This is a genomic window from Pseudoduganella plicata (genome assembly GCF_004421005.1).
Classification (GTDB): domain Bacteria; phylum Pseudomonadota; class Gammaproteobacteria; order Burkholderiales; family Burkholderiaceae_D; genus Rugamonas; species Rugamonas plicata.
Genome location: NZ_CP038026.1, coordinates 4,492,608 through 4,516,544, shown reverse-complemented (window position 1 = coordinate 4,516,544; position 23,937 = coordinate 4,492,608). Strand labels below are relative to the sequence as shown.

At 58.9% G+C, this 23,937-nt stretch carries 10 protein-coding genes, 4 tRNA genes, 4 rRNA genes and 1 pseudogene; 2 read left to right on the top strand and 17 right to left on the bottom strand.

Going from position 1 to position 23,937, the window contains the following annotated elements:
* Positions 1-144: 144 nt before the first annotated feature.
* From E1742_RS19930 to E1742_RS19920, 3 genes are all read right to left on the bottom strand, one after another.
* Positions 145-220: transfer RNA gene (locus tag E1742_RS19930), tRNA-Ala, on the bottom strand.
* A gap of 22 nt (positions 221-242) precedes the next feature.
* Positions 243-319, bottom strand: a tRNA-Ile gene (locus tag E1742_RS19925).
* A gap of 106 nt (positions 320-425) precedes the next feature.
* Positions 426-1,956, bottom strand: a 16S ribosomal RNA gene (locus E1742_RS19920).
* 520 nt (positions 1,957-2,476) lie between these two features.
* Here E1742_RS19920 and E1742_RS19915 point away from each other — a divergent pair.
* Positions 2,477-4,582: a TonB-dependent receptor family protein gene (locus E1742_RS19915; RefSeq protein ID WP_134386891.1), complete on the top strand. Its 2,106-nt coding sequence runs from the start codon at positions 2,477-2,479 to the stop codon at positions 4,580-4,582.
* Here E1742_RS19915 and rtcA read toward each other — a convergent pair.
* The 6 genes and pseudogenes from rtcA to E1742_RS19885 form a co-directional block, all read right to left on the bottom strand.
* Positions 4,574-5,599: an RNA 3'-terminal phosphate cyclase gene (gene rtcA, locus E1742_RS19910; protein ID WP_134386890.1), complete on the bottom strand. Its 1,026-nt coding sequence runs from the start codon at positions 5,597-5,599 to the stop codon at positions 4,574-4,576. The genes E1742_RS19915 and rtcA overlap by 9 nt on opposite strands.
* 18 nt (positions 5,600-5,617) lie before the next feature.
* Entirely contained in the window at positions 5,618-6,850 is a 1,233-nt protein-coding gene (locus tag E1742_RS19905) for an RtcB family protein (protein WP_134386889.1), read from the bottom strand.
* A 102-nt stretch (positions 6,851-6,952) separates the two neighbouring features.
* Entirely contained in the window at positions 6,953-7,333 is a 381-nt protein-coding gene (locus E1742_RS19900; RefSeq protein ID WP_134386888.1) for a collagen-like triple helix repeat-containing protein, read from the bottom strand.
* A gap of 293 nt (positions 7,334-7,626) precedes the next feature.
* A complete protein-coding gene (locus E1742_RS19895) occupies positions 7,627-8,448 on the bottom strand; it encodes a response regulator (RefSeq protein ID WP_134386887.1) in 822 nt (273 codons plus the stop codon).
* A gap of 34 nt (positions 8,449-8,482) precedes the next feature.
* Positions 8,483-10,722, bottom strand: a pseudogene (locus E1742_RS19890) (PAS domain-containing hybrid sensor histidine kinase/response regulator).
* Between the two features lie 34 nt (positions 10,723-10,756).
* Complete coding sequence (locus tag E1742_RS19885) at positions 10,757-11,497, bottom strand: Crp/Fnr family transcriptional regulator (RefSeq protein WP_134386886.1); 741 nt, start codon at positions 11,495-11,497, stop codon at positions 10,757-10,759.
* A 397-nt stretch (positions 11,498-11,894) separates the two neighbouring features.
* Between E1742_RS19885 and E1742_RS19880 the strand changes: the two genes are divergently transcribed.
* Complete coding sequence (locus E1742_RS19880; RefSeq protein WP_134386885.1) at positions 11,895-13,460, top strand: phospholipase D family protein; 1,566 nt, start codon at positions 11,895-11,897, stop codon at positions 13,458-13,460.
* A gap of 7 nt (positions 13,461-13,467) precedes the next feature.
* Here the strand turns inward: E1742_RS19880 and E1742_RS19875 are convergent, their stop codons facing one another.
* The 8 genes from E1742_RS19875 to E1742_RS19840 all read right to left on the bottom strand — a co-directional run bounded on the left by E1742_RS19875 (position 13,468) and on the right by E1742_RS19840 (position 23,899).
* Positions 13,468-15,495, bottom strand: coding sequence for an esterase-like activity of phytase family protein (locus tag E1742_RS19875; RefSeq protein ID WP_229466121.1), 2,028 nt, complete (start codon positions 15,493-15,495; stop codon positions 13,468-13,470).
* 523 nt (positions 15,496-16,018) lie between these two features.
* Positions 16,019-16,131 (bottom strand): 5S ribosomal RNA (gene rrf, locus E1742_RS19870).
* A gap of 125 nt (positions 16,132-16,256) precedes the next feature.
* Positions 16,257-19,129 (bottom strand): 23S ribosomal RNA (locus tag E1742_RS19865).
* Between the two features lie 200 nt (positions 19,130-19,329).
* A tRNA-Ala gene (locus E1742_RS19860) sits at positions 19,330-19,405 on the bottom strand.
* Positions 19,406-19,415: 10 nt separating this feature from the next.
* Positions 19,416-19,492 (bottom strand) — tRNA-Ile (locus tag E1742_RS19855).
* Between the two features lie 82 nt (positions 19,493-19,574).
* A 16S ribosomal RNA gene (locus E1742_RS19850) occupies positions 19,575-21,105 on the bottom strand.
* Together the 16S, 23S and 5S rRNA genes with 2 tRNA genes alongside form the textbook arrangement of a ribosomal RNA operon.
* A gap of 396 nt (positions 21,106-21,501) precedes the next feature.
* On the bottom strand, positions 21,502-22,260 hold the full coding sequence (locus E1742_RS19845; protein ID WP_229466119.1) for a phosphatase PAP2 family protein: 759 nt from the start codon (positions 22,258-22,260) through the stop codon (positions 21,502-21,504).
* A complete protein-coding gene (locus E1742_RS19840) occupies positions 22,250-23,899 on the bottom strand; it encodes a phosphoethanolamine transferase (protein WP_229466117.1) in 1,650 nt (549 codons plus the stop codon). The genes E1742_RS19845 and E1742_RS19840 overlap by 11 nt, the downstream gene beginning before the upstream one ends.
* Positions 23,900-23,937: the final 38 nt, after the last annotated feature.

The window sequence follows — 23,937 nt, the reverse complement described above, 5'->3', positions numbered from 1 at the left end:
TGAGCTTTATTACTACCCTGAACGCATGATGTCTCATGCATTCAATAAAACTTTACTTCTTCCAGATTGTTAAAGAACGAAACAGCAGTAGTCTCTTAAAGACTAAACGTAAAAGCGAACAAGTCACGCTTACGTTTAAGCTTTTGGTGGAGGATGACGGGATCGAACCGACGACCCCCTGCTTGCAAAGCAGGTGCTCTCCCAGCTGAGCTAATCCCCCAGGGATTTTCTTGCGCGATACGTGGTGGGTCTGGTTGGGCTCGAACCAACGACCCCCGCGTTATCAACACGGTGCTCTAACCAGCTGAGCTACAGACCCGCAGTGTTGATGCCTTGTATCTTGCGGTGCTACTGTTTCTTCTTCATCCAACAGTCGATAAGTGTGAGCGTTTGATGCACGATCTTGCGATCCGTGCCGACTCTAGAAAGGAGGTGATCCAGCCGCACCTTCCGATACGGCTACCTTGTTACGACTTCACCCCAGTCACGAATCCTACCGTGGTAAGCGCCCTCCTTACGGTTAAGCTACCTACTTCTGGTAAAACCCGCTCCCATGGTGTGACGGGCGGTGTGTACAAGACCCGGGAACGTATTCACCGCGACATGCTGATCCGCGATTACTAGCGATTCCAACTTCATGCAGTCGAGTTGCAGACTACAATCCGGACTACGATACACTTTCTGGGATTAGCTCCCCCTCGCGGGTTGGCGGCCCTCTGTATGTACCATTGTATGACGTGTGAAGCCCTACCCATAAGGGCCATGAGGACTTGACGTCATCCCCACCTTCCTCCGGTTTGTCACCGGCAGTCTCATTAGAGTGCTCTTTCGTAGCAACTAATGACAAGGGTTGCGCTCGTTGCGGGACTTAACCCAACATCTCACGACACGAGCTGACGACAGCCATGCAGCACCTGTGTTACGGTTCTCTTTCGAGCACACCTCGATCTCTCGTGGCTTCCGTACATGTCAAGGGTAGGTAAGGTTTTTCGCGTTGCATCGAATTAATCCACATCATCCACCGCTTGTGCGGGTCCCCGTCAATTCCTTTGAGTTTTAATCTTGCGACCGTACTCCCCAGGCGGTCTACTTCACGCGTTAGCTGCGTTACCAAGTCAATTAAGACCCGACAACTAGTAGACATCGTTTAGGGCGTGGACTACCAGGGTATCTAATCCTGTTTGCTCCCCACGCTTTCGTGCATGAGCGTCAGTCTTGACCCAGGGGGCTGCCTTCGCCATCGGTGTTCCTCCACATCTCTACGCATTTCACTGCTACACGTGGAATTCTACCCCCCTCTGCCAAACTCTAGCCTTGCAGTCTCCATTGCCATTCCCAGGTTAAGCCCGGGGATTTCACAACAGACTTACAAAACCGCCTGCGCACGCTTTACGCCCAGTAATTCCGATTAACGCTTGCACCCTACGTATTACCGCGGCTGCTGGCACGTAGTTAGCCGGTGCTTATTCTTCAGGTACCGTCATTAGATGCAGATATTAGCCGCACCCGTTTCTTCCCTGACAAAAGAGCTTTACAACCCGAAGGCCTTCTTCACTCACGCGGCATTGCTGGATCAGGCTTGCGCCCATTGTCCAAAATTCCCCACTGCTGCCTCCCGTAGGAGTCTGGACCGTGTCTCAGTTCCAGTGTGGCTGGTCGTCCTCTCAGACCAGCTACTGATCGATGCCTTGGTAGGCCTTTACCCTACCAACTAGCTAATCAGATATCGGCCGCTCCAGGAGCACAAGGCCTTGCGGTCCCCTGCTTTCATCCTTAGATCGTATGCGGTATTAGCGTAACTTTCGCTACGTTATCCCCCACTCTTGGGTACGTTCCGATATATTACTCACCCGTTCGCCACTCGTCAGCGGAGCAAGCTCCCTGTTACCGTTCGACTTGCATGTGTAAAGCATGCCGCCAGCGTTCAATCTGAGCCAGGATCAAACTCTTCAGTTTAATCTCTGTTTAACATCCATAAATGGACGTAGTCTTGAATTCCTCCCACTGGGAGAAATTCACTCTCAAGAATCTGACGTTCCTCTTGCGAGGTCACGTTAAATTTCTTGCGAGCGTTTGATGCTATATTTTGAGTATCGGGACCGAAGTCCCGGGCACACTCACATCAAACGCCCACACTTATCGACTGTTGATTGTTAAAGAATTCTGCCCGGAGGCACTTGCTGCGATCCTTTCGGAACCCGACAAATCGTTGTGTTTGTCAGCAGCAGAGAGATGAGATTATGCGGTGTTTCGTGCAGCTCGTCAACTCTCTTTTTTCTTCGTTCAGCGCCGCTCAAGGCACTTTGTTCAGCCCCGCACTGCGGGCCTCACACTGTCGCATCGTTTCGTTTTCACTACTACGCTGCGGCAGGGACAGAACTATAGCAAGGCGGCGAACGCTCCGCAAGAGGGACGGCGAAATATTCGGGGTCGGGTTATATTAGTTGGCAGACCATCCATCCCATCCGCTATCCCTATGTTCCGATTCCACCTGTCTCTCATTACCTCAGCCGTTGCCGCGGCCTTCCCTGTTGCCACATTCGCGGCCGACTCGATTAACGACGTCGTCGTCATCACCGCCAGCCGCATCGAGCATGCAAGCCAGGACGTTCCGGCGGCGATCGATGTCGTCGATGCCGCCCGCATTCGCGAAGGCCAGATGCGCGTTAACGCCTCAGAGTCGCTGGTAGCGGTACCGGGGCTGGTCGTGCAAAACCGCTATAACTACGCGCAGGACCTGCAGATCTCGTCGCGCGGCTTCGGTGCGCGCTCGGCGTTCGGCGTGCGCGGCGTACGCCTCATTGCCGACGGCATACCCGCCACCATGCCGGACGGCCAAGGCCAGGCGGCCACATTCAATCTTGATCGCGCCCAACGCATCGAGGTACTGCGCGGCCCATTCTCCGCGCTATATGGCAATCACTCGGGCGGTGTGGTGCAGTTGTTCACCGAAGACGGCAAAGAGCCCGCTTCGGTGGAGACATCGGTCACGGCGGGCAGCGATGGCGCACGCAAGGTGGACGTCAGCGCACAGGGCCGCGATGGCAAGATGGGCTATGTGCTTGACGCATCCCGGTTCGACACGGATGGCTACCGCGACCACAGCGCCGCACGACGCGACCAGTCATTCGCCAAGATCACCTTCGAACCCGACCAGCGCAGCAAGCTGACCATCGTTGCGAGCGCCTTGCGCCAGAAGGGCAGCGAGGATCCGCTGGGCGTCCAGTGGGCCACTTACCTGCGCGATCCGAGAGCCGGCGAGACGGACCCGAACGATACCGAGACGCCGAAGCGTACCTTCGCCAATCGCTACAACACGCGCAAGAGCATCGACCACCAGCAGGCTGGCGCCAGCTACGACAGGTACTTCGGCGAGAACCGTCTGCACCTGATGGTCTATGGCGGTAACCGGGAAGTCGTGCAATACCAGGCCTTCTCTAAGGCCTTCCAGGCACCGCCGTCGCATTCGGGCGGCGTGATCGATTTCGACCGCGACTTCTACGGCGCGGCGATGAGCTGGCGCGACGTGCGCCGCTTCGACAATGGCGTGCTGCGCACCACCGTCGGCCTGGATTACGACCGTTCCAGCGACGACCGCACCGGCTACGAGAACTTCGTCGGCAACCAGCTTGGCGTGCGCGGCGCATTGCGGCGCGACGAAAACGATGTGGTGTCGAACCTGGATCCCTACGTCCAGAGCGAATGGCAAAGCGGCGCGTGGCGACTGACCGGTGGCCTGCGGCACAGCCGCGTCAAGGTCGACGTGTCGGACCGCTTCCTCGCCAACGGCAACGACAGCGGCGGCATGACGTTCTCGCGCACGACACCCGTCCTGGGCGCCCTGTACAAGCTCACGCCTGCCCTCAGCGTTTATGCCAGCGCCGCACGCGGTTTCGAAACGCCGACACTGAACGAATCGTTCTACTCGGGCACGGGCGGCGGCTTCAATTTCGGCCTGCGGCCCGCCCGCAGCACGCACGTGGAATTGGGAACGAAGGCGCAGCTGAACGAATCCGCGCGCGTGGACGTGGCGCTGTTCCAGGTCCGCACGCGCGACGAACTGGTCGTGGACGCGGCCAGCGGCGGGCGCACCAGCTACCGCAACGCGGGCCGGACGCTGCGCCAGGGAATGGAGGTCTCGTTCGATGCGAACTGGGGCCGCGGCTTTACGGCACGCGTCGCGTTGACGGGACTGCGCGCGATTTACGACGAGGCCTTTGCCAATGTCGCCGAAGGCAACCGCATTCCTGGCGTTGCGCGCGTCACGGCATACGGCGAGCTGGCGTGGAAGGAAGCGGCGGGACGTTATGGCGCGGCCGTCGAAGCCCTGGCCAACGGCCGCGTGTATGCGGAGGACACAAACCGCGAGCAGCCGGCACCTGGGTATGGCGTCGTGAATCTGCGGATGAACGCACAGCAGCCGGTGGGCAACTGGCGCATCCGCGAGTTCGTCCGGCTCAACAACCTGCTGGACAGGACGTACGTCGGCTCGGTGATCGTCGGCGACACGAACAGGCGCTATTATGAAGCGGCGCCGGGGCGCAACTGGCAGGCCGGCTTCAGCGCGCAGTATCTATTCTGAAGTCCCCGCGATCGTGCACAGGCTGCACCGCTCGCCGGCCGTAAACGTGACGGTCACCGGCAGGAACTGCGCGATCACTTCCGCGTTCGTGATCGCGTGCTGCGAGACGTGATCGACGGTATAGCTGCCGCCACCGGCCAGGGCCAGCGGCAGCATCAGCTGGTCGCCCAGGTGCTCGCCGACAGCAGCGCCGGAAACGAGGTAGCGCTGCGCCGCCAGGATGGCCCCGCCCGCCACTGCTTCGGCACGCACGCGCTTCTCGCCCACCGCCGAAAACACCTCGGTGACGTATTCGCTGTCGACCGTCAGCAGCACGACGTTACCGGGCCCCTGGTCGTTTGCCAGCGGATGTGCATGCAGGACGTCATCGTCCCAGTCCAGCTCCTTCCTGACGCAGTCCAGCTCCCGCTGCGCGATCGCCAGCGGCAGCGCGGCCACATACGCTTCCCCTTGCGCTGTGCGCAGCGTGCCCCGTTCGAGCAGATTCAGCGGATGTAATTCCGGACAGGGCCAGACGGCGGCGCACAGCTCCCCGCCGCCGTTGGGATAGAAGCCGAAGCGTTTCAGCTCGAACTCGATTTGCGCGCCCATTGCAGCCAGCAGGCGCAGATAGGCACGTTCGATGAAGTGGGCAGGCGGGGCCTTCGGGTTGTGCGTGCCGCCGCTGATCCGCACCACGGACGGCACGTCCGCATACAGCAGCGCAGGCAGCAGCGTTTGCAGCACGAGCGTCGAGCTGCCGGCAGTGCGGATCGCCAAGTCGTAGACGCCGCCCTTGATACAGCGCGGTGCAAACACCAGCTCCGTCGATCCCACCTCAGCATGACTGACCTCGGCATCGCATACTGCCGCCGCGGCCTTTACGGCCATCAGATGCTGCAGCATCAGGCCAGGCCTGGGGCGGTTGGCGCGGATATGCCGGATCCGGAACGGCTGCCCCGTGATCATCGACAGCGTCAGCGCGGAGCGCAGGATCTGGCCGCCGCCCTCACCCGTGGATCCGTCCAGCTCAATCATCGCGCGTGCCTCTCTACATCAGCCCTTCACACAGACCACCTGCTTAAGTGTATGCACCACTTCCACAAGCTCGCGCTGTGCGTGCATCACCGCGTCGATATCCTTGTACGCCATCGGAATTTCGTCGATGACGCCGTCGTCCTTGCGGCACTCCACGCCGGCCGTCGCCCTGACCTGGTCCGCGCGCGTAAAGCGGCGTTTCGCCTCGGTGCGGCTCATCGTCCGGCCCGCGCCATGGGAACAGCTGGTGAAGCTCTCCTCGTTGCCCTTGCCGCGCACGATATAGCTGCGCGCGCCCATCGAGCCCGGAATGATCCCCAACTCGCCCGTCTTCGCCGAGACGGCGCCCTTGCGCGTTACCAGCACGTCCTGCCCGAAGTGGCGTTCCTTCTGCACGTAGTTGTGATGACAGTTGACGGCTTCCAGGTGCGTCTGGAACGGTTTGCGGATAACGGTGCGCATGGCGGCGATCAGGTTCTGCATCATCACTTCGCGGTTCATCCGCGCGAACTTCTGCGCCCAGCCAACGGCTTCCACGTAATCGTCGTAATGCTGCGTGCCCTCTTTCAGGTACGCCAGGTCGCGGTCCGGCAGGTTGGCGATATGCGTGCGCATGTCCTGCTGCGCCAGTTCGATGTAGTGTGTGCCGATCGCATTGCCCACGCCGCGCGAGCCGGAGTGCAGCATCAGCCAGACGGCATTGTCCTCGTCGAGGCAGACTTCGATGAAGTGGTTGCCCGTGCCGAGCGTGCCGAGGTGCTTGTAGTTGTTCGTGTGGCGCAGCTTCGGCGTCTTCGCGCAGATGACGTCGAATTCTTCCTTCAGCTGCATCCATGCGGCATCCACCGCGGAGGGCGGATTTTGCCAGGAGCCTTCATCGCGGCCCTTGAAACCGCGGGTGCGGGGCGACAGCCCGTGCGGAATGGCTTTTTCGATGGCGCTGCGTAGCGGCCCGAGATTATCGGGGAGGTCATTGGCCGACAGTGTCGTCTTTGCCGCCATCATGCCGCAGCCGATGTCGACGCCGACCGCCGCGGGGATGATGGCGCCCAGCGTCGGGATGACGCTGCCGATGGTCGAGCCCTTGCCCAGATGGACATCCGGCATGACGGCAATATGCTTGTAAATGAACGGCATCTTTGCCGTGTTGGCCAGCTGCTCCCTGGCCGCCGTCTCGACGGGCACACCGTGCGTCCACATCTTGACGGGGTGACCGCCCTTCACTTCCATGGTCTCGTAGTCTGCACTCATGTCGCTCTCCTGTCCGCATTATCTGCGATCCGGCAGGAGGGGCGCACACGATCAGCATTCGTTCCCCCGGTTGCTATCTCCGGCTGGCCCGTTATGGAAAGATCAGCGCTGCGGCAATACGACTACCGTGTCGCCGGTCGTGCCCTTGTCGCCTTTTGCACCGTTGTCGCCGGTGGCGCCGGTGGCGCCCGCGTCACCAGTCGCACCAGTGGCACCGTCGTAGCCGGTGGCACCCGTGCTGCCAGTGTCGCCTTTGGCGCCATCGTAGCCGGCAGCGCCAGTCGCGCCGCTTTGACCTGCAGCGCCAGTGGCGCCAGTGGCGCCGGTGGCAGCCTGGGCACCCGTCGCGCCCGTGGCACCGGTAGCGCCAGGCGCACCGGCAGGACCGGCGACGACTTGTACAACCGGCGGCGGGGTGTCGCGCTGACAAGCCGACAGGGAAATGGTGGAGGCGAGTGCGAGCAAGATGAGTGCATGTTTCATGAAAAATCCTTTTGTGGGCGTACGCCGCTTTGGGCAGAACGGCTCGACGGCGTCGGGCACGCGTTCCGCAGGGCGGGAGTGGCAGGTCGGAGGCGACAGTCGCGTTCGCCGGGTGGGGCTCAGCGGCTGTCAAAGAGTGAAGCCATCATGCACCACCGCATCGATGAGTTCCGTACGGAACCGAACATTAGGAAATTTAACGTGCCGGCCTGGAATCGGCGCGAGAGCCGGCCTGAAGGAGACAGCCGGGCTGGCGAGCGGTACGCACGCCCGGTTAAAGGCGGATGCCGCCGTTACGCCCGTTGCATGCGCTCGCTGACGTCCAGCCCGATGCCACGATAGCCGCAAAAGGCGCTGGCCGCGTCGAATATCGGCTCGCCGCTGATCTGCAGATACTGGAGGCGCCCATTCGGCAAGGTGCGGCTGCAGATGAAATCCAGGAACGGTTGTCTGTTGGCGATCTTATCGTCGAGCGTGGCCCGCTCCTGCATATTCCAGCCTGCTGCCGCCAGTTCTTCCGTCGTTGCGCCGTTGCCGATACCGAGCATTTCCTCGACCGGGCCGGAGAATTGCGTCAGCTTGCCGGTGGCATCCTGCTCCCAGTACCAGTCCGATGACAGTTCCGTGAAGCGCTGGAACCGTGCTTCGCTCTGGCGCAATTCGGCAGTCCGTTCCAGCACCGTCTGTTCGAGCACCCGGTTGTGGTCATCGAGCCGGCGATACAGCAGACGAACCTCCAGCATATTGTAGATACGCGTTTGTACCTCGACAAAATCGAAGGGCTTGCTGACAAAGTCTTTCGCTCCTGCCTTCAACGCCCGCAGCTTGTGTGCCGGCTGGGCAGTGATGACAAGCACCGGCAGATAACTGCCGTGCTCGATCTTCTTCAGCCCTTCCATGACCTCGAAACCATCCATTTCCGGCATCTGCAAGTCGAGCAGGATCAGGTCGAAGCGCTGTTGCTCGTGCAGCGCGAAAACTTCACGCGGAAACTGGGTCGTCGTGATGTTCTTGTAGCCCTCGTTGCGCAACATTTGCTCGAGTAGCGACACGTTCGCTTCCTGGTCATCGACGATCAGAATGGTAGCGTCCAGAATTTCAGCGGGTTCAAGCATTGGGTGGTTCCTTAAAATTTGCGGCAGCAATCCGTTATTGGCCATGTTCAGCCGGCCCTGGCAGGTTACTGTTTGCCATATGCAGCAAGGCGACGTCCAGCGCATCCATGAATTCGTGGATGCGGATCGGCTTGGTAAGGTAACGGAAGAAACCTGCTTCGAGGCCTTTTTCGATGTCCCGCGGGACGGCATTGGCCGACAGCGCCAGCACTGGTATGTGGGCGGTCAGGGGATCGTCCCGCAGGCATTTCAATGCCCCGTAGCCACTGATGCCGGGCAGATTGATATCCATCAGAATCAGGTCGGGCAGGTAGGCGCGCGCCAGTTCGATGCCGAGATGGCCATCGATCGCGGTGATCAGTTTCAGGTCGCCCCGGCGCGCAATCAGCTGCTCGACGAGCGCAAGATTGGCGGGGTTGTCTTCGACATACAGCAACGTCGGCTGGTCCGAAGACGAAGGCGGCCGGCGTTCGATCGAGCCTTCTTCGATGTTGTCGAGTGCGAGAGCAGGCGGTACCGCTGCCGCAAACTCGACCCAGAAAGTCGTCCCGGCGGCCACTTCGCTTTCGACGCCGATCCGGCCCCCCATCAGCTCGACCAGCTGCTTGGTCACGACAAGACCAATGCCCGTTCCTTCTTCGCCACCGTCATGCTGGCCAAGACGGTTGAAGGGCTGGAACAGCTGCGCCAGCTGTGCGGCCGACAGGCCGGCGCCCGTGTCCTTGACGCTGACACGGATGCGCTCATTCGCCCCTGCGCCGCAGTGGACGCTGACGGTGCCGCCGACGCCGTTGTACTTGATCGCATTCGACAGCAGGTTGATCATGACCTGCTTGACCCGGGTGCGGTCGGCATGGACATAAAATAAGTTGTCCAGCTCCGGGAACTCCAAGGCAATCCGGCGTTTTTCGGCCTGGGGCGCGATCATTTCCCGGCAGTCCTGCAGCACGTCGTTGATTGACATCGACTCCTGGGACATCGTCACCTTGCCAGCCTCGATCATGGACAGGTCGAGTATCTCGTTAATCAGGCGCAGCAGATACCAGCCGCCCTTGAGGATCTGGTCGATCGAGCGCTGCTGGACGGGGCCGGGGCCGGCACTTCCGATTCCAGCAGCTGGGCAAAACCAAGGATCGCGTTGAGCGGCGTGCGCAGCTCATGGCTCATGCTCGACAGAAATTCGGATTTCGCACGGTTGGCTTTTTCAGCCGCTTCCCTGGCGAGCTGCAGTTCGATATTGGTCTCTTGCAGGGCGTGCTCGAAATGCTTGCGCTCCGTGACATCGCGCGCCGCCGCAAACACCCCTTGCAACCTGCGCTCGCGGTCGTGAAAGGTAGTGGCATTGAACGACACCACCGTCTTCTGGCCATCGCGGGCCAGCGCCGTCAGTTCGTAATTCGTGACCTTGCTTTCCTGCAGCACGCGCGTGATTGCTTCCTCGGCGCGCTGCGGCTCGGTAAAGCAACTCTGGAACGGTGCGCCGATCAGCTCGGCGCGCGTGCGTCCCGTCAACAGCTCCATCTGGTGATTGACGTCGCTGATCATGCCGCGCGTGTCGGTCGTGATCAGCGGATCGATATTCGATTCGATCAGCGAGCGCGTATAGAAATGCTGGTCGCGCAGCCGTTGGTCCAGAAGAGCCTGTTCGGCTTCGATTTGCTTGCGGGCCGTATTGTCGGTGCCGATCAACAGGAAACCGATGATCTCGTCCGCGGCGCCATGCAAGGCTGTAACCGACACGAGTGCCGGGAAGCGCGTGCCGTCCGCACGGATGCAGGTCAGTTCATAGATATCCTCAATGCCCCGTAACGCCTTGTAGACGAGCGCTTCGAAGCCGGCACGAATTGTCGTATCGAACTCGATACTGAGGAGCCTTGCGCGGTCGATCAATTCTTGCGCGTCCGAAATACTGGCGGGCGTCAACTTGTTGATCATGTCTTCGGGGGCATAGCCGAGCATGCGCTGCGCGCCCACATTGAATACCTGTATGACACCGTCCGCATCGGTAGCGATCGTCGAGAAATTGGCGCTGTTGAAAATCGCGTCCTGCAGGGCGCCCGCTTTCAGCAGCGGGGTGCGCGACGTCGCGGTCGGTTCACGCCGTTGGCGCCTGGCCAGCAACAGCAAGCCAGCCAGGCAACCCGACAGTATCGCCATGCCCAGTTGAAGCTGCCCGGCGAGAGCAATCGAACCAACGAGCAAAGTAACGGCCAACATGGCCGCAAAGCCCATCGCCAACGGTCGTCCAACCAGAAAATGTTTAATGTATTGCATCAGTGCACGCGTCGGGATGGTGGCAGTTGCGCTGTCAGGCAGCCCGCTTGGGCAGATCCCCTGGCTGGCGATGGCGCACGTCCGACAACAGCCGCCCGAATTCCTTCTTGACGACGTCATAGCATTCGCACACGTCCACCTCCAGCCCGGCACGGTCAATGACCGTGATGTGGCCGCGACGATAACTGATGTAGCCACGGCCCTGCAGTCGCCCGGCCGCTTCGGTGACACCTTCCCGGCGCACACCCAGCATATTGGAAATCAGTTCCTGGGTCATCGTCAGTTCGCCAGCCCCCAGCCGGTCGAGCGTCAGCAGCAACCAGCGGCACAGCTGCTGCTCCACGGTATGGTGGCGGTTGCAGACGGCGGTCTGCGCCATCTGGGTGAGCAATGCCTGGGTATAGCGCAACAGCAGGCGCATTACCGGACCGGAGCGGTTGAATTCCTCCATCAGGATCCGTACGGGCAACCGATAGCCATGGCCACCGGTCTGGATCACGGCCCTGCTCGGTGTGGTACCGCCCCCCATGAAGAGAGACACCCCCAACATCCCCTCATTGCCGACGCCGGCGATTTCAGACGAACCGCCGTTCTCCAGCAGGTAATGCAAAGAGATGATCGCCGTTGTCGGGAAGTACACGTATTCCAGCGTAGCGCCGGATTCGCACAGCACGTCGCCTAGCCGTAACGGTACCGACTGAAGGTGTGGGGAAAGGCGATGAAACTCGGTGTCGAGAAGGGCAGCGAGGAGATGGTTCTGGTTTGGGTCGTGCATACAAGGCGTTCGACAGGTTGTCTTGTGGTGATTGGGCGGGCCGAAGGGGGAAGAGTAGCACATTGCAAGTAGCCGCCGGTCAACATATTTCCACTTGACACCAACCGTTGTAACTGTGCGCGGTACCGAACGGAGCTGCAGCGGGCAAACGGTGATAGTGCTGCCTGGAACCATGTTGAGCGAGTGTATTGCCAACGGTTCTGCCGCTGGCACGTCCCGTTGTCGAGCGAATGACACAATATGAAAGCAACTATGAACGTAGTAGAAGTCTTTTCCAGACTGATGTTTCACTCGGCCGGATGGGGCTGGGCACTGACGTCGCCTGCCGCGCAGACAGTGGCCAAAGCCCTGGCTCTGTTGAGCGCATTCGTGCTCAATCTCTGATGACCGGCCTGGCATGAACCCGAACTCGCGTCCGCGCCTGACCATTGCCCTGGGCGCCGTCGCGCTTGGCCTGATGCTGGTTTTTCTGTCCGGGTGCAATGCCCTGCCATCGCTGACGGACCGGACCAGTTCTACAACCGATCCGAATACCGGCGGCACCCGGCTTGCTCTCGCCCATGCCGCAGGGATCATGGCCCATCCGGGCAAGTCCGGTGTGTACGCGCTGTCCGATGGGCGCGATGCTTTTGCCGCGCGCGCACTGCTTGCCCAGGCCGCCGAGCGTACGCTCGATGTCCAGTACTACATCTGGCACGACGACATGACCGGCACGTTACTGTTCGCCGCCCTGCGCCGTGCGGCCGATCGGGGTGTCAGGGTCAGGTTGCTGCTCGATGATAACAATACGACCGGCCTGGATGCCCTGTTGGCGGCCCTGGATGCACATGCGCTGATCGAAGTCCGCCTGTTCAATCCATTCGCTAACCGCGGCACGCGTGCCCTCGGTTACCTCACCGACTTCCATCGTGCCAACCGGCGCATGCACAACAAGTCGTTTACTGCGGATAACCAGGCCACAATCGTTGGCGGCCGCAATGTCGGCGATGCGTATTTTGGTGCGGCCGACGATGTCCTGTTTGCCGACCTCGATGTGATGGCCATCGGCCCCGTCGTCACCGAGGTGTCGAAAGACTTCGACCGATACTGGAACAGCGACTCGTCCTACCCGGCGGCGGGCCTGCTGCCAACCGTGGGCGAAAAGGCACTGGAGGAACTCGAGACGATTGCCCTGAGCATTGAGCAAAGCGCGCGCGCAGAAGCTTATGTCCGTGCCCTGCGTAACGCCACATTTGCCAAAAACTTCGCGGCGGGCAGCTTGAGTTTTGACTGGGCGGTAACGCGCATGATCAGCGACGATCCCGCCAAGGGACTTGGGCTGGCCGAGCCTCGCACCCTTGTTGTCAACAAGCTCAAAAAGCGCATGGGGGAGCCGGTCAAGGAACTGAATCTGGTCTCGCCCTATTTCGTGCCCACGGACGTTGGAACGGATGCACTCGTGGAGCTGGCCCAGGGCGGCGTCAAGGTCAGGGTGCTGACCAACTCACTGGAAGCGACGGACGTCGCCGCGGTGCATGCCGGTTATGCCAGGCACCGCAAGGAGCTGCTCGAAGCCGGCGTATCGCTCTTCGAGCTGCGTCGCCTGAGCCAGAACTCCGCAAAAAAGCGAATGCGGGGCCTGGGCGGCAGTTCGGATTCCAGCCTCCACAGCAAGACCTTCACGGTGGACCGCGCCCGTGTGTTTATCGGCTCCTTCAATTTCGACCCGCGCTCTTCCAGGCTCAATACCGAGATGGGCTTTGTGATCGACAGTCCAGCCTTGGCCGACCGCATTCTTGATGCATTCGACAGGCGGATGCCGACCGAGGCTTACGAAGTTCGGCTGGCGCCTGACGGAGCACTTTACTGGCTGGAGCGCCAGGGAAAAACAGTGGTGCGCCACGACGTCGAGCCGGGCACGAGCCTGGGGGAGCGTGCCGGCGTGTTCTTCATGTCCATGCTGCCGATCGAGTCGCTGCTGTAGGCTGCCATTAATACGTGGTGAGCGCCTTGCCGAACTTGAGCAGCCACAGGCGGCTCGGCCGCTCAGCATCGGCGCCACGCGCAACGCGGATGGTATTGGCGGCGTTGCAGCCGGCGGCACTGCTGGTGACGATCGTGCCATTCGCGTCCACGTTGCACTTGGCGACATCGGCGTCCGCCACGGCCTGGCCGTTCGCGGTGAACACCCTGGTCCTCAGTCCGAAGTCGTTGTCGTTGGCGATCGCCAGGGTGTTGGCGTCGACGATCGTCAGGCCCTCGGCCTTCTCGGCCAGCCAGCCGATCGCGTTCAGGTCCAGGAGCTCCGTTTTCTTCAGCGGTACGACCTTGGCCCAGTCCGCGCCGTTCACGGCGTCACCGGCCATCGAGCTCTTCTCCAGATCGGACGTGTCGGCGTTGAACGAGGTGGTGGAGATGTCGGTGGCGGCACCGATCTCGACGAGCATCAGCTTGTTGAATACTTTGCCTTTCGGACCTGTGCCCTGTTCGATCACGATGAATTTGCCGTTGCCCAGTGCGACCACGTCGCCCAGTTTCGCGTTACCTGTGCGGCCATCCTGATAGTCGGCCGCCCCGATGGGATAGGCAAACATCCTGGTCGTCGTGCCTGCGGACGGATCGAACTCGATCCAGCGCGTAAAGCGCGCGAAGCGTTCGACCTGTTCGTTCTTGCCCGTGACGGCATACGGGGCGCTGCCGTCCGTCAGCGGGCTTTGCAGGAAACCGTGCAGGCGGTCTGTCGCGGTGTCCAGCGTCAGGCCTTCCATGCCACGGTTGGCACGGCGCTTGGCGAAAATTTTCGGCAGGCCTGTGCCGGCGGCGTAGCGGTTCTGCACGATGCCAGTCGATGCGTCCACCTTGACGATGAACGGCCCGTATTCATCGGAGATCCACAACGCGTTGCGTTTCTTGTCCAGCACGACCGCCTCGCTATCGATGCCGTTGGCGTTGAACGCGGCCTTGCCGGCGGGGTCGAAACGCATCGCGTCCAACACCGGGATCTCGGCCGAATTGCCGAGCGAGCCTTCGGGAATCGGCAGGCCGGTGGCGTTGGCCGTCGCCGTCATCCTGATCGGCAAGACGGAGCTGAGCACAGCGCCCTGCTTACCGACGGTGATGATGCCGACCGACGGTGTAAAGGATGGCGCCGGGAAGATCTTGCTGCCGGTGGTGCCTTTGCCGTCCAGCGATGGGACGTTGGGCCCATCGCCGTTAGGACCCCGGTCCGTCAGTCCGTAGAACTCCATGTCGCCATTCGCGTTCATGCCCTTGAACGCGAGCGAAGAGCCGAACGATGGCAGGAACCCTTGTGGGAAGTCCGCCTTCACGCCGGCATTGTTGCCTTCGTATGGAATATGGAATTTGCTGTCGGCCGCGATCTGATAGCGGGTGACGCTGACCTCGACGGCGCCTTGCGTGAACTTCTCGACCGCGGGCGTGTTCAGTTTCGCGGCCAACGTGTCTTCGAAATGCTCGCGCGCCAGCATGCGCCGCTCGGCGTCGACGGTGCGGGTGGCGTACTTGCCGCCGGCAGCCGCCAGCACGGCGGCCAGCGCCGGGTCAAAGGCTGCGGCAGCACCATCGAAGTCGATGCGCTTGTCCGCCAGTGCGGTGCGAACTTCGCCGGCGATGCGGATACCGTTCGAGGGTTCGCCGTCTTCGTCCAGCAGTTGCAGGGCGAGCAGGCGGTTGCCGACTTTGGTGTCGCTGGCGTCCTTGCTGCCGGCCAGCTGCAGCGGCGTCAGGGTCGCCGCGCATGGTGCGCTGCCCAGGTTGATGGCACCGACCGAGAAACTGACCGTCTCGCCGGCCGCGCAAGTGAACCCGCCCGTCGCCGTGGTTGTCGCGCGGGCCGCCGTGCCAGCCACATAGTCCAGTCCTTCCACCGCGCTGTCGAGGAACGTACCGCTGATGCGTGCCGGCGCGGGCGCGATGACGGCCGGGCTGTTATCGCTGCCCCCTCCACAGGCGGTCAACGCGACGGCAAAGGACAGCAGTGAAAGGCGGGGCAGGTTCATGGGCGGATCTCCGGAAGACAAATGGCGGAGTCTACGAGGGCGGCGTGACGGGGTGATGACAAGCAGCCAACCTTCGCCAGTGAATATGGGGCACCGATGGCGGGAAAAATCGGTGCCTGCCGATAACCTACTTTCACACTGGTTGCAGCAGCGACGTCCGCCAGTGGCGGGCGGAGCAATCGGCGCAAAGTGCGACGTCGGGCAGTGCCCGGCGGAGCGACGGTTCGGGACGGTGCGCCGAGTCGGCGGCGTGATGGAACATGAAGCGGAAATGAAAAAAGCCCACCAGATAACTGGTGGGCTTTTCCCGGTATAACAACCTGACGATAACCTACTTTCACACTGGTTGCAGCAGCGACGTCCGCCAGTGGCGGGCGGAGCAATCGGCGCAAAGTGCGACGTCGGGCAGTGCCCGGCGGAGCGACGGTTCGGGACGGTGCGCCAAGTCGGCGGCGTGATGGGAATATGAAGCAGAAATGAAAAAAGCCCACCAGATCACTGGTGGGCTTTTCCCGGTATAACAGCCTGACGATAACCTACTTTCACACTGGTTGCAGCACTATCATCGGCGCAAAGTCGTTTCACGGTCCTGTTCGGGATGGGAAGGGGTGGGACCGACTTGCTATGGTCATCAGGCATGACTTGTACACGCTGTCGTTCCCTGTTGGGCAACGGCAGCGCTTAATCTGGAAGAAGTAAAGTTGGGGTAATACTCGTTAAAGCTCACACAGGTAAATGCTTGCCACAACCGTCAAGGTTATAGGGACAAGCCGTACGGGCAATTAGTATCAGTTAGCTTAATGCATTACTGCACTTCCACACCTGACCTATCAACGTCCTGGTCTCGAACGACCCTTCAAAGAGCTCAAGGCTCTGGGAAATCTCATCTTAAGGCAAGTTTCCCGCTTAGATGCTTTCAGCGGTTATCTCTTCCGAACTTAGCTACCCGGCAATGCCACTGGCGTGACAACCGGTACACCAGAGGTTCGTCCACTCCGGTCCTCTCGTACTAGGAGCAGCCCCCTTCAAATTTCCAACGCCCACGGCAGATAGGGACCAAACTGTCTCACGACGTTTTAAACCCAGCTCACGTACCACTTTAAATGGCGAACAGCCATACCCTTGGGACCGGCTACAGCCCCAGGATGTGATGAGCCGACATCGAGGTGCCAAACTCCCCCGTCGATATGAACTCTTGGGAGGAATCAGCCTGTTATCCCCAGAGTACCTTTTATCCGTTGAGCGATGGCCCTTCCATACAGAACCACCGGATCACTATGTCCTACTTTCGTACCTGCTCGACTTGTCGGTCTCGCAGTTAAGCACGCTTATGCCATTGCACTATTAGCACGATGTCCGACCGTACCTAGCGTACCTTCGAACTCCTCCGTTACACTTTAGGAGGAGACCGCCCCAGTCAAACTGCCTACCATGCACTGTCCCCGATCCGGATCACGGACCAAGGTTAGAACCTCAAACAAACCAGGGTGGTATTTCAAGGTTGGCTCCACGAGAACTGGCGTCCCCGCTTCAAAGCCTCCCACCTATCCTACACAGATTGGTTCAAAGTCCAATGCAAAGCTACAGTAAAGGTTCATGGGGTCTTTCCGTCTAGCCGCGGGTAGATTGCATCATCACAAACACTTCAACTTCGCTGAGTCTCGGGAGGAGACAGTGTGGCCATCGTTACGCCATTCGTGCAGGTCGGAACTTACCCGACAAGGAATTTCGCTACCTTAGGACCGTTATAGTTACGGCCGCCGTTTACTGGGACTTCAATCAAGAGCTTGCACCCCATCATTTAATCTTCCAGCACCGGGCAGGCGTCACACCCTATACGTCCACTTTCGTGTTTGCAGAGTGCTGTGTTTTTATTAAACAGTCGCAGCCACCAGTTTATTGCAACCCGTTCACCCTTCCACAGTAAAGTGGTCAAGCTACAAGGGCGTACCTTTTCCCGAAGTTACGGTACCAATTTGCCGAGTTCCTTCTCCCGAGTTCTCTCAAGCGCCTTAGAATACTCATCTCGCCCACCTGTGTCGGTTTGCGGTACGGTCTCGTATGACTGAAGCTTAGAGGCTTTTCTTGGAACCACTTCCGATTGCTTCAGAACCTAAGTTCCTCGTCCCAGTCCCTTGAATTACGTGCCCGGATTTGCCTAAGCACCTTCTATGAACCAGAAACTGACTATTCCAACAGTCAGACAACCTTCCGCGATCCGTCCCCCCATCGCATCATACGACGGTGCAGGAATATTAACCTGCTTCCCATCAGCTACGCATCTCTGCCTCGCCTTAGGGGCCGACTCACCCTGCTCCGATGAACGTTGAACAGGAAACCTTGGGCTTACGGCGTGCGGGCTTTTCACCCGCATTATCGCTACTCATGTCAGCATTCGCACTTCTGATACCTCCAGCATCCTTTACAAGACACCTTCGCAGGCTTACAGAACGCTCTCCTACCATATGCTTACGCATATCCGCAGCTTCGGTGACTGGCTTAGCCCCGTTACATCTTCCGCGCAGGACGACTCGATCAGTGAGCTATTACGCTTTCTTTAAATGATGGCTGCTTCTAAGCCAACATCCTGACTGTTTTAGCCTTCCCACTTCGTTTTCCACTTAGCCAATCTTTGGGACCTTAGCTGGCGGTCTGGGTTGTTTCCCTCTTGACACCGGACGTTAGCACCCGATGTCTGTCTCCCAAGCTCGCACTCATCGGTATTCGGAGTTTGCAATGGTTTGGTAAGTCGCGATGACCCCCTAGCCATAACAGTGCTCTACCCCCGATGGTGATACTTGAGGCACTACCTAAATAGTTTTCGGAGAGAACCAGCTATTTCCAAGTTTGTTTAGCCTTTCACCCCTACCCACAGCTCATCCCCTAATTTTTCAACATTAGTGGGTTCGGTCCTCCAGTGCGTGTTACCGCACCTTCAACCTGGCCATGGGTAGATCACTTGGTTTCGGGTCTACACCCAGCAACTAGCGCCCTGTTCGGACTCGATTTCTCTGCGGCTCCCCTATTCGGTTAACCTCGCTACTGAATGTAAGTCGCTGACCCATTATACAAAAGGTACGCCGTCACGGAACAAGTCCGCTCCGACTGTTTGTATGCACACGGTTTCAGGATCTATTTCACTCCCCTCCCGGGGTTCTTTTCGCCTTTCCCTCACGGTACTGGTTCACTATCGGTCGATTACGAGTATTTAGCCTTGGAGGATGGTCCCCCCATCTTCAGACAGGATTTCTCGTGTCCCGCCCTACTTGTCGCATACTTAGTACCACCGGTCTGATTTCGCGTACGGGGCTATCACCCACTATGGCGCCTATTTCCAGAGGCTTCCACTATCAGTCCGACTATCATATGCAGGCTCATCCCATTTCGCTCGCCACTACTTTGGGAATCTCGGTTGATTTATTTTCCTGCAGCTACTTAGATGTTTCAGTTCGCCGCGTTCGCCTCACACACCTATGTATTCAGTGAGTGATACCCTAAAAGGGTGGGTTTCCCCATTCGGAAATCTACGGATCAAAGCTCGTTTGTCAGCTCCCCGTAGCTTATCGCAGACTACTACGTCCTTCATCGCCTGTAATCGCCAAGGCATCCACCATGTGCACTTATTCACTTGTCCCTATAACCTTGACGGCTATCGGTTCAAGCATTTACTACTGTGTTTTGATGAGCTTTATTACTACCCTGAACACATGATGTCTCATGCATTCAATAAAACTTTACTTCTTCCAGATTGTTAAAGAACGAAACAGCAGTGATCTCTAAAAGATCAAACGAAAGTATCTTGATTACTTGCGTTTGGACTTTCAACAGAAGCGATGGTGGAGGATGACGGGATCGAACCGACGACCCCCTGCTTGCAAAGCAGGTGCTCTCCCAGCTGAGCTAATCCCCCGGATGAATCCTGGTGGGTCTGGTTGGGCTCGAACCAACGACCCCCGCGTTATCAACACGGTGCTCTAACCAGCTGAGCTACAGACCCGCGCTTGTTGCTGTTTCTCTAACAACAGTCGATAAGTGTGAGCGTTTGATGCACGATCATTGCTGATCCGTGCCGACTCTAGAAAGGAGGTGATCCAGCCGCACCTTCCGATACGGCTACCTTGTTACGACTTCACCCCAGTCACGAATCCTACCGTGGTAAGCGCCCTCCTTGCGGTTAAGCTACCTACTTCTGGTAAAACCCGCTCCCATGGTGTGACGGGCGGTGTGTACAAGACCCGGGAACGTATTCACCGCGACATGCTGATCCGCGATTACTAGCGATTCCAACTTCATGCAGTCGAGTTGCAGACTACAATCCGGACTACGATACACTTTCTGGGATTAGCTCCCCCTCGCGGGTTGGCGGCCCTCTGTATGTACCATTGTATGACGTGTGAAGCCCTACCCATAAGGGCCATGAGGACTTGACGTCATCCCCACCTTCCTCCGGTTTGTCACCGGCAGTCTCATTAGAGTGCTCTTTCGTAGCAACTAATGACAAGGGTTGCGCTCGTTGCGGGACTTAACCCAACATCTCACGACACGAGCTGACGACAGCCATGCAGCACCTGTGTTACGGTTCTCTTTCGAGCACACCTCGATCTCTCGTGGCTTCCGTACATGTCAAGGGTAGGTAAGGTTTTTCGCGTTGCATCGAATTAATCCACATCATCCACCGCTTGTGCGGGTCCCCGTCAATTCCTTTGAGTTTTAATCTTGCGACCGTACTCCCCAGGCGGTCTACTTCACGCGTTAGCTGCGTTACCAAGTCAATTAAGACCCGACAACTAGTAGACATCGTTTAGGGCGTGGACTACCAGGGTATCTAATCCTGTTTGCTCCCCACGCTTTCGTGCATGAGCGTCAGTCTTGACCCAGGGGGCTGCCTTCGCCATCGGTGTTCCTCCACATCTCTACGCATTTCACTGCTACACGTGGAATTCTACCCCCCTCTGCCAAACTCTAGCCTTGCAGTCTCCATTGCCATTCCCAGGTTAAGCCCGGGGATTTCACAACAGACTTACAAAACCGCCTGCGCACGCTTTACGCCCAGTAATTCCGATTAACGCTTGCACCCTACGTATTACCGCGGCTGCTGGCACGTAGTTAGCCGGTGCTTATTCTTCAGGTACCGTCATTAGATGCAGATATTAGCCGCACCCGTTTCTTCCCTGACAAAAGAGCTTTACAACCCGAAGGCCTTCTTCACTCACGCGGCATTGCTGGATCAGGCTTGCGCCCATTGTCCAAAATTCCCCACTGCTGCCTCCCGTAGGAGTCTGGACCGTGTCTCAGTTCCAGTGTGGCTGGTCGTCCTCTCAGACCAGCTACTGATCGATGCCTTGGTAGGCCTTTACCCTACCAACTAGCTAATCAGATATCGGCCGCTCCAGGAGCACAAGGCCTTGCGGTCCCCTGCTTTCATCCTTGGATCGTATGCGGTATTAGCGTAACTTTCGCTACGTTATCCCCCACTCTTGGGTACGTTCCGATATATTACTCACCCGTTCGCCACTCGTCAGCGGAGCAAGCTCCCTGTTACCGTTCGACTTGCATGTGTAAAGCATGCCGCCAGCGTTCAATCTGAGCCAGGATCAAACTCTTCAGTTTAATCTCTGTTTAACATCCATAAATGGACGTAGTCTTGAATTCCTCCCACTGGGAGAAATTCACTCTCAAGAATCTGACGTTCCTCTTGCGAGGTCACGTTAAATTTCTTGCGAGCGCTTGATGCTATATTTTGAGTATCGGGACCGAAGTCCCGGGCACACTCACATCAAACGCCCACACTTATCGACTGTTGATTGTTAAAGAATTCTGCCCGGAGGCGCTTGCTGCGATCCTTTCGGAACCCGACAAATCGTTGTGTTTGTCAGCAGCAGAGAGATGAGATTATGCGGTGTTTCGTGCAGCTCGTCAACTCTCTTTTTTCTTCGTTCAGCGCCGCTCAAGGCACTTTGTTCAGCCCCGCACTGCGGGGCTTCACACTGTCGCATCGTTTCGTTTTCACGTCTGCGTTGCGGCAGGGACAGAATCATATCGAACCCTGCGCAGTCGCGCAAGCCCCTTCGTGTTAAAAACGTAGATGGCACCGACGACGACGCAGGCCACCCAAGCCGACCACAGCGTATGCGTCAAAAAGTGTGCCCCACGCAGTTGCTGCAACCAGCCAACCGCAAGCCCCAGCATCAGCATCGTTCCCGCGACGAATATCGCCGTACGGCGGCGTTGCGGCCACCAGAATGCGGCGATGGAAATCAGCCATAACGCACTCGACGCGTGACCGGCAGGCATGCAATGCCCTGCCTCGATCCCCGCCGGCATCCATTCCAGCAGGCGGACATAAGGTTGGGTGCCGCCATAGCGCTGCAGATCCCAGGGGCAGTGCGAAACGCTGGCATGCTTCATCAAACCGATAACGGACGGGACCAGCACGGCGGACATGGCAACCACGCGCATACCGGTACGGCGCGATGCAGTCCAGCTGCGACAGGGCCGCCAAGCGTCCCATAGCGTCAGCAGGACCGCAGTTGCTCCCAGCAAGGACAGTACCGTTTTCAACATCACATGGTTGAACTGCTCGGCAATCCACGCGTGCTGCATGGGAAAGCTGTGCGTTGCGGCATCGTATGCCGCATCCGCCAGCGCAAGGTCGATATCGGTATTGCTACCGATCCAGAGAATCAGGAGTGCGGACAGCACCATCGCGCCGGCCGCACGCCAGAACTGGCGCGCACCGGAAACAGCTATCGAGTCAGATTCCACGGGCGCAGGCGTGAGTGATGTCCAGCTTGGGGTTATAGACAGCGGTACTTACATCGAGCAGACCCAGTACGGAATGAAACACGTTATCGTGCGAGAACGCCTGCGTGCTGCGCGCCGCCAGGCACTGCTGGTCGATATCGGAGCGCTGCCGGTACCCATCGGACAGCCAGAGCATCATCGGCACCGTGCGCTGCTCCGCCGGCGAGATAATGTACGGCGCGCCGTGCAGATACATATTCTTCTCGCCGAGCGATTCACCGTGATCGGAGAAATACAACATCGCCGTGTCCACGCTCCCGTCCGCCGCGCTTGCGCGCAGGATGTCCAGCGTCTTGCTGAGGAAGTAATCCGTGTACAGAATCGTATTATCGTAGCCGTTGACGATCGATTCACGTGAGCACTGCTCCAGCTCGTTTGTCTGGCATACCGGGCCAAATTTGCCGAACGCCGCCGGATAGCGTTTCCAGTAGGCGGGCCCATGGCTGCCTTTCTGGTGCAGTACGATGACGAGATCCTTCCGCGGATTGCGAATCAAGTCCGGCAGGCCGCGCAGCAGCCGCTCGTCATAGCACTCTTCATCATTGCACAGCGGGTCGCCCGGCACAGGGTGGGATACGTCTTCATACCTGATGCGATCGCAAACACCCTTGCAGCCGGAATTATTGTCCCGCCACAGCACGTCGAACCCGGCGTGATGCAGCACATCCAGCAATCCTTCCTGGCGCAGCGCTTTATCGGCAGAATAATCGTCCCGGGTCTGGCCGGAGAACACGCATGGCACGGATACAGCCGTCGCGGTGCCACAGGAGCTCACATTGCGGAAGTTAATCAGCCCCTGCTGGCCCGACATCAGCGGATTGGTCGTCCTGGTATAGCCATTCAGCGAAAAATTCATCGCCCGCGCCGTCTCGCCGACAACAATCACCGTGACTGTACGCTTGCCCTGCCCGGCTAGCGCGGCCCATTTGGGCCCATGCGCCGCATCCGTCCCCAGCGGCGCAATCACGAGTGGCGCTGCCCATTTGCGCTTCAGATAACCGTGCGTCGCCTGGAACATGTTCGTGGGCGTCAGCAGGAACCGCAATTCGCGGTGCTCGCGCACGGCCGGCGCCAGCACCTTGAACATCAAGAGCAGCAGGCCGGCGCCGGCAATCAGCGACACTACGACGGTTGCGGCCTTCAACAGCAAATCGCGTCGGATCGGCCGGAACACCAGCGGCAGGCGCCAGACCAGCAGCGACGGCAATACCCCCAGCAAGGTCACCGTTTCCAGCATCTTCCAGCTAAGCAGCTCGTGCGCTTCCTTCGGATCCGTTTCGAGTACGTTCTGCACCATCGAGGCATCGATGACGACGCCGTATTCGTTCATGAAATAGCTTGCCGCGGAAGCGCCCAGGAACAGCACCGCCAGCAGCGGCTTGATGACAAAACGGAAATTGAACAGCGTGAGGATGGCATTGAACAGCAGTACCAGCATGAGGAACGCACCGAGATACATCGGCACGTTGCCGGCATGGACGCCGCCCGTGGCCGACGCAAACGTCTTCCAGAAACTGGCGTTGTAGGCCAATACGAGAAAAGCGGACGCGCCCAGCGTCAACATTGGGCCGCTGACGCGCGGCAGGGAAACAGGTTTCAAGGTACGGGCTCCGAAGGACAGGTATCGAAGATAGCCGC